This window comes from Pseudomonas sp. Irchel s3h14, from assembly GCF_900187425.1.
Classification (GTDB): Bacteria; Pseudomonadota; Gammaproteobacteria; order Pseudomonadales; family Pseudomonadaceae; genus Aquipseudomonas.
In genome coordinates this window covers 48,899-62,715 of the sequence record NZ_FYDJ01000012.1, presented here as the reverse complement: position 1 = coordinate 62,715, position 13,817 = coordinate 48,899, and the positions used below count along the sequence as shown (strand labels likewise).

The 13,817-nt window shown below is 59.3% G+C and carries 13 protein-coding genes; 8 read left to right on the top strand and 5 right to left on the bottom strand.

Going from position 1 to position 13,817, the window contains the following annotated elements; all coding sequences use genetic code 11:
- The first annotated feature begins 708 nt into the window (after positions 1-708).
- The gene (mqo, locus tag CKW16_RS21250; RefSeq protein WP_095130411.1) at positions 709-2,217 is read left to right on the top strand and encodes a malate dehydrogenase (quinone); all 1,509 of its coding nucleotides are present in this window, start codon (positions 709-711) and stop codon (positions 2,215-2,217) included.
- A 156-nt stretch (positions 2,218-2,373) separates the two neighbouring features.
- Here mqo and CKW16_RS21245 read toward each other — a convergent pair whose 3' ends face one another.
- The 3 genes from CKW16_RS21245 to CKW16_RS21235 form a co-directional block, all read right to left on the bottom strand.
- Positions 2,374-2,661, bottom strand: a complete 288-nt coding sequence (locus CKW16_RS21245) for a PA4642 family protein (protein ID WP_095130409.1) — start codon at positions 2,659-2,661, stop codon at positions 2,374-2,376.
- Between the two features lie 63 nt (positions 2,662-2,724).
- On the bottom strand, positions 2,725-3,210 hold the full coding sequence (locus tag CKW16_RS21240) for a hypothetical protein (RefSeq protein ID WP_095130407.1): 486 nt from the start codon (positions 3,208-3,210) through the stop codon (positions 2,725-2,727).
- Between the two features lie 179 nt (positions 3,211-3,389).
- Entirely contained in the window at positions 3,390-3,947 is a 558-nt protein-coding gene (locus tag CKW16_RS21235) for a hypoxanthine-guanine phosphoribosyltransferase (RefSeq protein WP_033061274.1), read from the bottom strand.
- A gap of 164 nt (positions 3,948-4,111) precedes the next feature.
- On the opposite strand from CKW16_RS21235, the gene upp reads away from it, so the two are divergent.
- Positions 4,112-4,750, top strand: coding sequence for a uracil phosphoribosyltransferase (gene upp, locus CKW16_RS21230; protein ID WP_008025893.1), 639 nt, complete (start codon positions 4,112-4,114; stop codon positions 4,748-4,750).
- Positions 4,751-4,752: 2 nt separating this feature from the next.
- Positions 4,753-6,027, top strand: coding sequence for a uracil-xanthine permease family protein (locus tag CKW16_RS21225; protein ID WP_076029807.1), 1,275 nt, complete (start codon positions 4,753-4,755; stop codon positions 6,025-6,027).
- 113 nt (positions 6,028-6,140) lie between these two features.
- Here CKW16_RS21225 and hemH read toward each other — a convergent pair whose 3' ends face one another.
- Together hemH and CKW16_RS21215 are read right to left on the bottom strand one after the other, a co-directional pair.
- A complete protein-coding gene (gene hemH / locus CKW16_RS21220; protein WP_095130406.1) occupies positions 6,141-7,163 on the bottom strand; it encodes a ferrochelatase in 1,023 nt (340 codons plus the stop codon).
- 13 nt (positions 7,164-7,176) lie between these two features.
- Positions 7,177-8,079: a TIGR01777 family oxidoreductase gene (locus tag CKW16_RS21215; RefSeq protein ID WP_095130404.1), complete on the bottom strand. Its 903-nt coding sequence runs from the start codon at positions 8,077-8,079 to the stop codon at positions 7,177-7,179.
- Between the two features lie 196 nt (positions 8,080-8,275).
- Here CKW16_RS21215 and CKW16_RS21210 point away from each other — a divergent pair, with 196 nt between their 5' ends.
- From CKW16_RS21210 to CKW16_RS21185, 5 genes are all read left to right on the top strand, one after another.
- Positions 8,276-9,262 carry an NAD(P)/FAD-dependent oxidoreductase gene (locus CKW16_RS21210; RefSeq protein WP_095130402.1) on the top strand — a complete coding sequence of 329 codons (987 nt, stop codon included), beginning with the start codon at positions 8,276-8,278 and terminating at the stop codon, positions 9,260-9,262.
- 360 nt (positions 9,263-9,622) lie between these two features.
- Complete coding sequence (locus tag CKW16_RS21200) at positions 9,623-10,582, top strand: DUF523 and DUF1722 domain-containing protein (protein WP_095130400.1); 960 nt, start codon at positions 9,623-9,625, stop codon at positions 10,580-10,582.
- A gap of 10 nt (positions 10,583-10,592) precedes the next feature.
- Positions 10,593-11,534, top strand: a complete 942-nt coding sequence (locus tag CKW16_RS21195; protein WP_095130398.1) for a MerR family transcriptional regulator — start codon at positions 10,593-10,595, stop codon at positions 11,532-11,534.
- A gap of 34 nt (positions 11,535-11,568) precedes the next feature.
- Positions 11,569-13,014, top strand: a complete 1,446-nt coding sequence (phrB, locus tag CKW16_RS21190; protein WP_095130572.1) for a deoxyribodipyrimidine photo-lyase — start codon at positions 11,569-11,571, stop codon at positions 13,012-13,014.
- Positions 13,015-13,027: 13 nt separating this feature from the next.
- A complete protein-coding gene (locus CKW16_RS21185) occupies positions 13,028-13,807 on the top strand; it encodes an SDR family oxidoreductase (protein WP_095130395.1) in 780 nt (259 codons plus the stop codon).
- The last annotated feature ends 10 nt before the right edge of the window (positions 13,808-13,817 follow it).

The window sequence follows — 13,817 nt, the reverse complement described above, 5'->3', positions numbered from 1 at the left end:
ATTTCCCTGCGTTTCTTCGCTACAATCTCCCCCCGATTATAAGGACGTCTCCTGATCGGGCCTCGCAGCATCGTCAATGCGCTTGTATTGACACCCCGCACCGCCCTACAGAGAGCCGCCCACACAGATCGAGTGAAGCTGGCGCGCTTGCTGTTCCTTGAGCAAAACCCCCACTTTTCGCGAATCTGCAGAGCTGTCATTACGCTCGGTCACTGAGCTGTTTGCCCGTTTTGCCTGTCATGTATCCCATGGCGGCAATCCATCCGGGCACGGTGCCAGGCTGGGGCAGCCCTTTTTTGAGGTTCACGTCTTCAAAAGAGCGTGAAAAAAACGGGTTTTCACAACTTCACAAGAGTGTGGCGAGCAAATGAATAGTTTTGCGTCTGAACATGCACCATTAGCGTCTGAAACAGCCCAACGACACAGGACCGAGTACGCCTCGAATACCGGATCCTGAAGCCTGTCCTCTACGGATTTGGTTGCACAAACGGATGTATCGACCATAAGTCGAATTGTCAGCCGCGCGTCGAAGTGAGTTCATGTAACTCTTTTAGACCCGGCCGGTAGCGTCCGTCGAAGTTGCGAAAAATTGCGAAGATTCGGACATGGCGATTACTGCCATGGGTACCTGGGGCATCACTGACACGCCCCTGAACACCTGGCAGCCATGCCGACAATTTGGTGCTGCAGATTTTGGAGACGCGTTAAATGGCGCATAACGAAGCAGTCGACGTAGTATTGGTTGGGGCCGGCATCATGAGTGCCACCCTCGCTGTACTGCTCAAAGAGCTCGACCCCGCGATCAAGCTGGAAGTCGTCGAGCTGATGGATTCCGGTGCCGCGGAGAGTTCGAACCCGTGGAACAACGCCGGTACCGGTCACGCCGGGCTGTGTGAGCTCAACTACACGCCGCAGGCCGCCGACGGCACCGTCGACATCAAGAAAGCCGTGCACATCAACACCCAGTTCGAGGTGTCGAAGCAGTTCTGGTCCTATCTGACCAGGAAAAGCACCTTCGGCTCGTGCAAGACGTTCATCAGCCCGGTGCCGCACCTGAGCTTCGTCCAGAACGACGATGGCGTTTCCTTCCTCAAGGAACGCTTCAAGACACTGAGCAAGCACCACGCCTTCTCGGACATGGAATACACCGAAGACAAGGCCACCATGGCCGAGTGGATGCCGTTGATGATGCCTGGCCGGCCGGCCGACGAAGTCGTCGCCGCCACCCGCGTCATGAACGGCACCGACGTCAACTTCGGCGCCCTGACCAATCAACTGCTCAAGCACCTGACCAGCGCACCCGATGCCCAGGTCAAGTACTGCAAGCGCGTGACCGGCCTCAAGCGTAACGGCAACGGCTGGACCGTCAGCATCAAGGACGTCAACAGCGGCAATTCCCGTGACGTCGACGCGAAATTCGTGTTCCTCGGCGCTGGCGGCGCGGCATTGCCGCTGCTGCAAGCTTCGGGCATCGAAGAAAGCAAAGGCTTCGGCGGCTTCCCGATCAGCGGCCAGTGGCTGCGTTGCGACAACCCGGAAGTGGTCAAGCACCACCAGGCCAAGGTTTACAGCCAGGCGGCCGTGGGTTCGCCACCGATGTCGGTGCCGCACCTGGACACCCGCGTAGTCGATGGCAAGAAGTCCCTGTTGTTCGGGCCTTACGCCGGTTTCACCACCAAGTTCCTCAAGCACGGCTCCTTCATGGACCTGCCGATGTCGGTTCGCGCCGGCAACATCGGCCCGATGCTGGCCGTGGCGAAAAACAACATGGACCTGACCAAGTACCTGGTCAGCGAAGTGATGCAGTCGATGGAACAGCGTCTGGATTCCCTGCGTCGCTTCTACCCTGAAGCGAAAGCCGAAGACTGGCGCCTGGAAGTGGCCGGCCAACGGGTGCAGATCATCAAGAAAGACCCGAAAAAGGGCGGCGTTCTGCAGTTCGGTACCGAACTGGTCGCGGCCAAGGACGGTACCCTTGCTGCCCTGCTCGGCGCTTCGCCAGGTGCATCGGTGACTGTTTCGATCATGCTTGAGCTGATCGAGAAATGCTTCCCGAACAAAACTTCTGGTGAATGGGCTGCCAAGCTCGCGGAAATCTTCCCGGCTCGGGAAAAGGTTCTGGAAACCGATGCTGCGCTGTATCGCAAGATCAACGTGCAGAACAACGTCGCGCTGGAACTGGTTGAAGCCAGCAACGAGACCGAAAGCTACGCTTGATTCGGCCGCATAAAAAACGCCCCGTTCTCATTGAGAGCGGGGCGTTTTTTTGTGCCTTTAAAAGATCGCAGCCTCGCTACGCTCGACAGCTCCTACAGGAATGAGCGAACCATTTGTAGGAGCTATCGAGCGTAGCGAGGCTGCGATCTGTTGATCTTAACCGCGAGCCTTTTCGATCAGTTCGATGTACTCGGCCGCGTTACGCTGATCCTTGATCAGGGCGACGAAGTCATTGCCGTGCTCATCCTTGCCGTCCAGATCCAGACCGGCTTCGACGAAGAACGTCAGAAAACGCTCGAAGTCGTCGATGCGCAGGCCGCGATAGGCCTTGATCAGTTTGTGCAGCGACGGCGACGTGGCGTCGACCGGTTCGAAATCGAGGAACAGCTTGATCTGCTCATCGCCGATCTCGTCACCAATCACTTGCTTCTTATCTTTACGCATTGCCGACTCCAGCTCGCAGACATTTCACGGGGCAGGCAGTTTACCCCTCCCCGGGCATAGGGCTCAACGCGGACGAACAGCGCCCGTGTGCAGATCGGCCCAGACATGGCCGTTGGCGTAGCTGAGGAACTGGCAATACACCGTGTCATTGCGCAACAAGTCGATCACCACCCGGGACTGAGCCATCGGGTAAAACAGCGTCAGGGTTTTGCTTTTGTCGTCGTAGATCGGCTTTTTCAGGCTTTTGCTTTCGCCATCGAAATTGACCAGTACCTGATTGATGGTCGCGCCCTTGTTCAAGGATTTGCCCTTGAGACGGATCAGCAAGGGTGAGGTCACCGGAATCGGCTGCTGGTTGGACTGGCGTTGACTGCCGACCACCACCGAGTACTCGGTGACCTGCAACAGCTGTTGCTGCTCGGGCTCCGCGTCACGCAGGGTCAGTTCATCGGGAGGCAGGAACTGCGCGTGCATCGGCGCCGGGGCGGCAGCCAGAGGCAGGCTGACGGTCAGCAACAGGGCGGCGCAGCTGCGGATCAAAAAGCTCATGACGGGCTCCGAAGGGCGGGGCCGAGCACTCTAGCATGGGTGCACAAAAGTGGATCTGTGAACACAGTTCCCTGTGGGAGCGGGCTTGCTCGCGAAAGCGGTCTGACTGACACATTTATGTTAAATGTACCGACGCTTTCGCGAGCAAGCCCGCTCCCACAAGGGTTTGCTATCCGGGCTTACATTCCTTTAACAGCAAAAATCCCGTTGGCGTTACGCCAGTAGCCTTTGTAGTCCATGCCGTAACCGAAGATGTAACGGTCGATGCATGGCAGGCCGACGAAATCGGCTTTCAGGTCCGGGCGAGCCTTGCGGTCGTGGTCCTTGTCGATCAGCACGGCGGTGTGCACAGCACGGGCGCCGGCGTGTTTGCAGAAGTCGATGATCGCGCCCAGGGTGTGACCTTCGTCGAGGATGTCGTCGATGATCAGCACGTCACGGTCGATGAACGACACTTCCGGCTTGGCTTTCCAGAACAGATCGCCGCCGCTGGTTTCGTTGCGATAACGAGTGGCGTGCAGGTAGGACGCTTCCAGCGGGAAGTTCAGATAGGTCAGCAGCTTGCCGGAGAAAATCAGCCCACCGTTCATCACGCAGAACACCACCGGATTGCTTTCAGCCAGCTGGTCGTTGATTTGTGCACCGACGCGGGCGATGGCCGCCTCGACTTCAGCTTCGGTGTACAGGCAGTCAGCCTCTCGCATGATTTGACGGATATGCTCGAGATCAGCGGACATGGCGCTCTCCAGGGGGTGGCGGATTCAGGAAAAGCGGGCAAAGGTACGCATCAAGCGAGGCCAGATCAAGCGTTTGTGGACTAACGTTCTGTATGTCTATAGGACAACACCCTCGGATAGATTAATCTAGGCCGGTTTTTTTGCCCGCCGCCGGAGCCTTTCCCATGCCCATCCTCGAGATCCGCCATCCGCTGATCCGCCATAAACTCGGCCTTATGCGCCGCGCCGACATCAGCACGAAGAATTTCCGTGAGCTCGCTCAGGAAGTCGGTGCCCTGCTGACCTATGAAGCCACCAAAGACCTGCCGCTGGAAAGCTACGACATCGAAGGCTGGTGCGGCACGGTGTCGGTCGAGAAAATCGCCGGCAAGAAAATTACTGTAGTCCCGATCCTGCGCGCCGGCATCGGCATGCTCGAAGGCGTGCTGAGCCTGATCCCGGGCGCCAAAGTCAGCGCCGTCGGCGTGGCCCGCAACGAACAAACCCTGCAGGCCCACACCTACCTGGAAAAACTGGTTCCGGAAATCAACGAACGCCTGGCGATGATCATCGACCCGATGCTCGCCACCGGCAGCTCCATGGTCGCGACCATCGACCTGCTGAAAAAGGCCGGTTGCCGGGATATCCGCGCGATGGTGCTGGTGGCTGCCCCTGAAGGCATTGCCGCCGTAGAGAAGGCTCACCCGGACGTGACCATCTACACCGCTTCCATTGACGAGAAACTCAACGAACACGGTTACATCATTCCAGGCCTGGGCGATGCCGGTGACAAGATCTTCGGTACCAAGCAGAAGGACGCTTGAGCATGCAGCAAGAGTTCAACGATCCGCTCTGGCGCACGGTGCTGTCGGGTGCGCAGATGCTGTTCGTGGCCTTCGGCGCCTTGGTGTTGATGCCGCTGATTACCGGCCTCGACCCGAACGTGGCGCTGTTCACCGCAGGCCTGGGGACGATTCTGTTCCAGATCGTCACCGGGCGTCAGGTGCCGGTGTTCCTGGCGTCGAGCTTTGCCTTCATCACCCCGATCATTCTCGCCAAGGGCCAGTTCGGCCTCGCGGCGACCATGGGCGGCGTGATGGCGGCCGGTTTCGTCTACACCTTCCTCGGCCTTGCCGTGAAGATCAAAGGCACCGGTTTCATTGACCGTCTGCTGCCACCGGTGGTGATTGGCCCGGTGATCATCTCCATCGGCCTGGCCATGGCGCCAATCGCCGCCAACATGGCGATGGGCAAGGCTGGCGACGGCACCGAGCTGATTCACTATCAGACGGCAATGCTGATCTCGATGCCAGCGCTGCTGACCACCCTGATCGTCGCGGTGTTCGGTAAGGGCATTTTCCGCCTGGTGCCGATCATCTCTGGCGTGCTGGTGGGTTTTGCGATGGCGTTCTATTTTGGCGTCGTTGATACCGCGAAAATTGCCGCCGCACCGTGGTTTGCGATCCCGCACTTCACCGCGCCGGAATTCAACTGGCAGGCGATTCTGTTCATCGTTCCGGTGGCCCTGGCTCCGGCCATCGAACACATCGGCGGCGTGATTGCAGTCGGTAGCGTGACCGGTCGCGATTACCTGAAGAAACCCGGCCTGCACCGCACCCTGCTCGGCGATGGCATTGCCACCACCGCAGCCGGCCTGTTTGGCGGCCCACCCAACACCACCTACGCCGAAGTGACGGGCGCGGTGATGCTGACCAAGAACTACAACCCGAAGATCATGACCTGGGCGGCGATTTTCGCCATCAGCCTGGCGTTCGTCGGTAAGTTCGGCGCGTTGCTGCAAAGCATTCCGGTGCCGGTGATGGGCGGGATTCTGTGCCTGTTGTTTGGTTCGATCGCGGCGGTGGGCATGAACACGCTGATTCGCCACAAGATCGACCTGGGCGAAGCGCGCAATCTGGTGATTGTCTCGGTGACCCTGGTGTTCGGGATTGGCGGCGTACTGGTCGGCACCGGCACTGGGCCGGACGACTTCGGCCTCAAAGGCATCGCACTGTGCGCGGTGACGGCGATTGCGCTGAACTTGTTGCTGCCGGGTAATGACAGCTGGAAGCACAAGAAGGCGAATGAGTCACTGCTGTAAGCCGATCTTGAGATTGCTATCGCGGGCAAGCCTTGCTCCTACAGGTTTTGTGTCGATCACATTAGTGTGGAACGACTTGAATCCTGTAGGAGCAAGGCTTGCCCGCGATGCTTTTAAAGCGCCAACGGTGCTCTTTCGCACAAGGCATTCAACGCCCGCGCCCACTGCGGATCGTCGTTGAGGCACGGCACCAGCACCAACTCCTCCCCTCCCGCCTCGCGGAACAGCTCTTTGCCGCGATCACCGATTTCTTCCAGCGTCTCGATGCAATCGGCAACGAACGCCGGGCACATCACCAGCACTTTCTTCACGCCCATTCCAGCCAACTCATCAAGGCGCGCTTCGGTGTAGGGTTCAATCCATTTGGCCCGCCCCAAACGCGACTGGAACGACACTGACCACTTACCGTCCGGCAAACCCATGCGTTTGGCAAATTCCGCCGCGGTACGCAGGCACTGCCCGCGATAACAGGTCGCGACCACTTCCGGCGGCGCACCGGCGCAGCAATCGCCGCCCCCTTCGAAACTGTGACCCGGATTAAGCTTCTTCAAGTGTCGTTCCGGCAAACCGTGGAAGCTCAACAGCAAGTGATCGTAATCCTGCTGCAAATGCGGCTTGGCGCTGGCCACCAACGCATCGAGGTATTCCGGTTGATCATAGAACGGCTGGAGAATCGAAAACTGCACATCCAGCTGCTTATCACGCACCACCCGCTTGGCCTCCTCGATCACTGTGGTCACAGTGCTGTCGGCGAACTGTGGATAGAGCGGCGCGATCGTGATCCTCTTGTGACCCTGAGCCGCCAGGCGCACCAGCGCCGATTCAATAGACGGCTCACCGTAACGCATCGCCAACTCCACCGGACCGTGGGTCCACTGGGCCGTCATGGCCTGTTGCAGGCGACGGCTGAGCACCACCAACGGAGAGCCCTCCTCCCACCAGATCGAGGCGTAGGCGTGGGCAGACTGCTCCGGGCGCTTGAACAGGATCAGCGACACCAGCAAACGTCGCACCGGCCATGGCAGGTCGATTACATACGGGTCCATCAGAAATTGATTGAGGTAACTGCGCACATCCGCCACCGAGGTGGAGGCCGGTGAGCCCAGATTGACCAGAAGCAATGCGTGATCGGTCATGCAACGTCCTATTTCAAAGGCGGCTGGAAAGGTCGTCCAGAGCCGCGCGCAAATCAGTGAACTGGAAAGTGAAACCCGCTTCCAGCAAGCGAGCCGGTACGGCCTTCTGGCCGCCCAGCAACAGCAACGACAATTCGCCCAGACACACCTTCAACGCAAGGGCCGGCATGGGCATGAACGTTGGGCGGTGCAGCACGCTGCCCAATGTCTTGGCAAACTCGCGGTTGCGCACCGGCTTGGGTGCGCAGGCATTATAAGGACCACTGGCGTCTTCCTGACGCAGAAGAAAATCAATCAGGGCGATTTGATCGTTGATATGGATCCACGGCATCCACTGCCGGCCACTGCCAATAGGCCCGCCCAGCCCCACTTTGAACGGCAGCAACAGCCGCGACAAAAAGCCGCCCTCGGCCGACAACACCAGCCCGGTGCGAATGAAGATTACGCGAATGCCCAAGCCTTCGGCACGCTGGGCGGTTTCTTCCCAGGCGATGCACAACTGGCTGGCGAAATCATCGATGACCGGTGGAGACTTCTCGGTCAATTCCCGTTCGCCCCCGTCACCGTACCAACCGACCGCAGACCCCGAAATCAACACCTGCGGTTTTTGTTCACGGGTTTCGAGCCAGGCCAGCAGGGTTTCGGTCAGGGTGATGCGGCTGCTCCACAACAGCGCTTTGCGTCTGGTTGTCCAGGGGCGATCGGCAATCGGTGCACCCGCGAGGTTGATAATCGCATCCACCGGCTCCTGGCCGATGTCCTCGAGGCGGGCCACTCCGCGCACTTGGGCACCGCAGATTTTCGCAACTTTTTCAGGCTTGCGACTCCAGACTGTCAGGCGATGACCCTGACTCAACCAGAGGCGGCAGAGTTGACGTCCTATCAAACCAGTACCGCCGGTCAGCAATATGTGCATGACTACTTCCTCGCGTAGCGTTTTACCCTGATCACTAGTCTATTTTTATAAGCAGGGATCTTTGGTATCGGGCAGGCTCTGTGATTAACAATAGGCCAAGCTGTCAGAACGAGAACGCTAAAAGTTATACCAAAAAACAATATTGTACAGGTTTCAACCACGGCGTAGTCTGTACAGAAAGGTAAACGAGGCCCCTATGACTGTACCTATCGCAATCATCGGCACCGGCATCGCCGGGCTCTCAGCCGCCCAGGCCCTGACAGAGGTCGGGCATGTCGTTCAACTTTTCGATAAAAGCCGCGGCAGTGGCGGACGCATGTCGAGCAAGCGCAGCGATGCGGGTGCTCTGGACTTGGGCGCGCAATATTTCACTGCCCGCGACCGTCGCTTCGTCACTGAAGTCCAGCGCTGGCAAGGCAACGGCTGGGTTGCCGAATGGATGCCGCAGCTCTACACCTACCATGGCGGCCAGCTCAGCCTGTCGCCGGACGAACAGACGCGCTGGGTCGGCACGCCGCGCATGAGCGCCATCACCCGTGGCCTGCTCGGCGACCTGGAAGTGCATTTCGCCTGCCGCATCACCGAGGTCTATCGCGGCGAGGAGCACTGGCATCTGCAGGACGCCGAAGGCTTCACCCACGGCCCGTTCAGTCATGTGATTATTGCCACGCCGGCGCCTCAGGCGACTGCACTGCTGGCCTCCGCGCCGAAACTCGCCGGTGCCGCCGCCGGGGTGAAAATGGACCCGACCTGGGCTGTCGCGCTGGCGTTCGAAACACCACTGGATACACCCATGGAAGGCTGCTTCGTACAGGACAGCCCGCTCGACTGGCTGGCTCGCAACCGCAGCAAACCGGGACGTGACAACACGCTGGACACTTGGGTTTTGCACGCCACCAGCGCCTGGAGCCGGCAACATATCGACCTGTCCAAGGAAGCGGTGATCGAGCAATTGCACGGCGCATTTGCCGAGCTGCTGCACGACGCCATGCCCGCCCCGACCTTCAGCCTCGCCCACCGCTGGCTCTACGCCCGGCCCGCCAGCAGCCATGAATGGGGAGCCCTGGCCGATGCCGATCTGGGCCTCTATGTGTGTGGCGACTGGTGCTTGTCCGGTCGTGTGGAAGGCGCCTGGCTCAGCGGCCAGGAAGCCGCCCGCCGCTTGCATGCCCATCTGCAGTGAACCGCATCGATCCGAGTCAATTGCTGCTGTCAAAATGGACAGCAGCCCTCCCGCAAAACCGCTAAAAACATTTTCTGGTCACCCAACTCTTCCGCGACGAAGAAGGCACGGTGCTGGATGACTCACGTTGGTGTTAATGATCGTTCCCACGCTCTGCGTGGGAATGCAGCCCGTGACGCTCTGCGTCACAGCCGAAGCGGACGCAGAGCGTCCAATGAGGCATTCCCACGCAGAGCGTGGGAACGATCTTTACTCGCGAAAACCTATACAAACAATTTGACTTGTACACCTTTGAATCTATGATGAAGTTATGTTGTACAGACCGAGCAGTCTGTACAGGTTTGGATTCGAGGTGCTCCGATGCCCCACGTCACCGTGAAACCGAAGATCGCCATCAGCGCCTGCCTGATGGGCGCAGAAGTGCGTTACAACGGCGGGCACAAGGCGTCGCGGCTGTGCAGTCGCACCCTTACTGACTATTTCGATTTCATCCCGGTCTGTCCGGAAGTCGCCATCGGTCTCGGCATTCCCCGCGAACCGATCCGTCTGGTGGGCGATCCACAAGATCCAGAAGCCATCGGCACCGTTAACCCAACACTCAATGTCACCCGGCCGCTGGCCGAGTACGGTCAGAAAATGGCCGCGGAACTGGGTGACATCTGCGGCTACATCTTCATGCAGAAATCCCCGTCATGTGGCCTGGATCGGGTCAAGGTCTACCACGCCAACGGTGCGCCGGTGGACGGTGGTGGCCGTGGCATCTACGCCCAGGCGTTCTGCGCGCAGCATCCGGATTTACCGGTGGAAGAAGACGGCCGACTCAACGACCCGGTGCTGCGAGAAAACTTCCTCACCCGCGTGTTCGCCTATAGCGCCTGGCAGCAGTTGCTGCGCGACGGCCTGACTCGCCGTGGCCTCACGGACTTTCACTCGCGCTACAAATACCTGCTGATGGCCCACAACCCGGTGCAATACAAAACCCTGGGCAACCTGTTGGGCAACATGGGCCAGACCGCCCCGAACGAGCTCGGTCCACGCTATTTCAGCGAGCTGATGGCGGCCTTGAAAAAATGTGCCACACGCCGCACCCACACCAACGTCCTGCAACACATCAGTGGCTATCTCAAACAGACGATCAGTCCTGAAGACAAACAGGAAGTGCAGCACGTCATCGGTCAGTACCGCCACGGCATCGTACCGCTGGTGGTGCCGTTGACGCTGCTCAAACACTACTTCCGTCAACACCCGGATCCCTACATTGCGCAACAGGTTTACCTGCAACCGCACCCGGAAAATCTCAGTCTGCGAAACGCGATCTAATGACAATCCAATGAAAAGCCCACTCGACACCAGCGCCAGCGAAGACCTCGGCGCCGACTTCAAGAAAGCCCTCGACGAAGGCTGGCTGCCGATCCGTGAGGTCGCGCGGCAGACCGGCGTGAACGCCGTCACCTTGCGGGCCTGGGAACGGCGTTATGGCCTGATCGTGCCGCAACGCACGCCCAAGGGGCATCGGCTGTTCTCTGTCGAACACGTTCAACGCATCCTGACGATCCTCACCTGGCTCAACCGCGGCGTGGCCGTCAGCCAGGTCAAGCCACTGCTCGACACCCCGCAGGCCTTTACCGAGTCCGTCGAAAACGATTGGCAAGTGATGCGTCTTACGCTGCTGCAAGCGGTCACTCAACTGAACGAGCGCACCCTCGATGACACCGTCAATCAGGCCATGGCGTTATATCCACCACGGACCTTGTGCGCACAACTGCTGATGCCATTGCTGGCTGAACTGGAGCAACGCTGGCAAGGTCAGTTCGGCGCGCAGATGGAGCGGGGGTTTTTTTACTCCTGGTTACGCAGCAAATTTGGCGCACGCATCTACCATAACAACCGTCAGTTACGCACCGCGCCACTGTTGTTGATCAATCAATCGGACCTGCCACTGGAACCTCACCTGTGGCTGACCGCCTGGCTGATCAGCAGCGCCGATTGCCCGGTGGAGGTGTTCGACTGGCCACTCCCCGCCGGCGAACTCGCGCTGGCGGTCGATCATCTGCAAGCCCGCGGCGTACTGCTGTATTCCAGCAAAGCCATAAACCTTTCGCAGCTACCGAAACTTTTGAATGGTGTCAGTTGCCCAAAAATGATTGCCGGACCCACGGTATGCATCCACCACGCCGAGTTGTCCGCACGAACGTTCAAGATTACTGATTTGCTCCTGGCTGAAGATCCGTTAGCGGCGCATCAGGGCCTGGTTCAGCGTGGGCTCATTTAATGGCGAATTTTCAATGAATCGTGCGGATTCCTCTTTGCAATTGATCTGGTTGCGCAGCGACTTGCGCCTCCATGACAACACCGCCCTCTCGGCCGCCGCAGCCCGCGGCCCGACTGTGGCGGTGTATCTGCTGAGCCCGGAGCAATGGCTGGAGCACGATGACGCGCCGTGCAAAGTGGATTTCTGGCTGCGCAACCTGAGCGAGTTACGCAGCGCGTTGGGTGAGCTGAACATTCCCTTGTTGATCCGCAAGGCATCTCACTGGGATGAGGCACCCAAGGTGCTGCTCGATCTTTGCCAACAGTTGAAGATTGACGCGGTGCACGTCAACGAGGAGTACGGCATCCATGAATGCCGTCGTGACGCAGCTGTGGCCGAAACACTGAAAGCCAATGCCATCGACTTTTATAGCTACCTTGATCAACTGCTGTTCAAACCGGGCACCGTGCTGACCAAAACGGACACTTACTTCCAGGTGTTCAGCCAGTTCCGAAAGGTGTGCTACGACCGCCTGCGCGGGTCGTTACCGAGGCGGGTCACCGCACCCGCCGTACAGGCGCCGCTGGCGATCAGCAACGACAAGATCCCATCAAACGTAGAAGGCTTCGCAACGCCCAGCGACAGCTTGCGCAGTCTTTGGCCTGCCGGTGAAGCCGAAGCCCAGCGCCGCCTCGACACCTTCGTCGATGCCCAGATCGACGACTACAAAAACGAACGCGATTTCCCGGCCAAACCGGGCACCAGTCAGCTGTCGGCCTATCTCGCCGCCGGAGTGATTTCCCCCCGTCAGTGTCTGCACGCCGCACTGCAAAGCAATCAGGGCGAGTTCGAAAGTGGCAAGGTCGGCGCCATCACCTGGATCAACGAATTGCTGTGGCGCGAATTCTACAAACACATTCTGGTGGGTTACCCACGGGTCTCGCGTCATCGCGCCTTCCGCCCGGAAACCGAAGCCCTCGCCTGGCGCGATGCCCCGGATGAACTCCTGGCCTGGCAAGAGGCCCGTACCGGCCTGCCGATTATCGACGCGGCCATGCGCCAATTGCTTGAAACCGGCTGGATGCACAACCGCCTGCGCATGGTGGTGGCGATGTTCCTGACCAAGAACCTGCTGATCGACTGGCGTGAAGGCGAGCGTTTTTTCATGCGTCATCTGATCGATGGCGACCTGGCGGCGAACAACGGTGGCTGGCAGTGGAGCTCGTCCACTGGCACCGATTCGGCGCCCTACTTCCGGATTTTCAACCCGCTGAGCCAGTCGGAGAAATTCGACAGCGAGGGGTTGTTTATCAAGCACTGGCTGCCGGAGCTGGCCAAGCTGAACAAGAAAGAAGTGCACAACCCGGCCAACCTCGGCGGCCTGTTCGGCGTGGCGAAATATCCGTCGCCGATCGTCAATCTGAGCAGCTCTCGCCAACGGGCGCTGGCCGCGTTCAAGAACCTGCCATCACGACAACCTGCCGGGCAATTGCCTGACTGAAAAGGAGAATGGGATGAGTTTTACACCTCCACGGCGATACTGGTTGACTGGCGCCAGCAACGGCATTGGCGCCTCGCTGGCCGAAGAAATACTGAAAACCGGTGCTCACCTCGCGGTGAGCTCTCGCTCGGTGGCGCCACTCAAAGTCTTGTCCCAGCGTTATCCGGGACAAGTGCTGGTGGTGGCCGGTGACCTGACCAACAGTCAAACCGTGCGAGAAATCGGCGAGCAGATCGCTGAGGCGTGGGGAGCTCTGGACACGGTGATCCTCAACGCCGGCACTTGCGAATACGTCGACGTTCAGCAGTTCGATTCGTCGATCGTCGAGCACGTAGTGCGCACCAACCTGCTTGCCAGCAGCTATTGCATCCAGGCTGCCCTGCCACTCTTGTGCGCCGGCACCGCGCCGCATCTGGTGGGCGTCGCCAGCTCGGTCACCTACCTGCCGCTGCCGCGGTCAGAGGCTCATGGCGCCTCAAAGCCCGGGTTGCGTTACCTGTTTGAATCGTCGCGAATTGATCTTGCACCGCAAGGCATCGAAGTCACCGTGGTCAGCCCGGGGTTTGTCGAGACGCCGTTGCCGGCGCAAAACGCCCCCATGCCACTCAGCTGGCCGGTGGACAAGTCCGCACGCTACATCTTTGCCGAACTCAAAAATCGTCCGTTGGAGATAGCCTTTCCGGCGTTGTTCATGGCCGACCTCTGGCCATTGTCGAGAATACCCAACCGAGGGAAACTGGCGATCGGCAAACGCATGGTACGCAGCAATCCGCCGATCAAGGACCAGCCATGAGATCACCCTG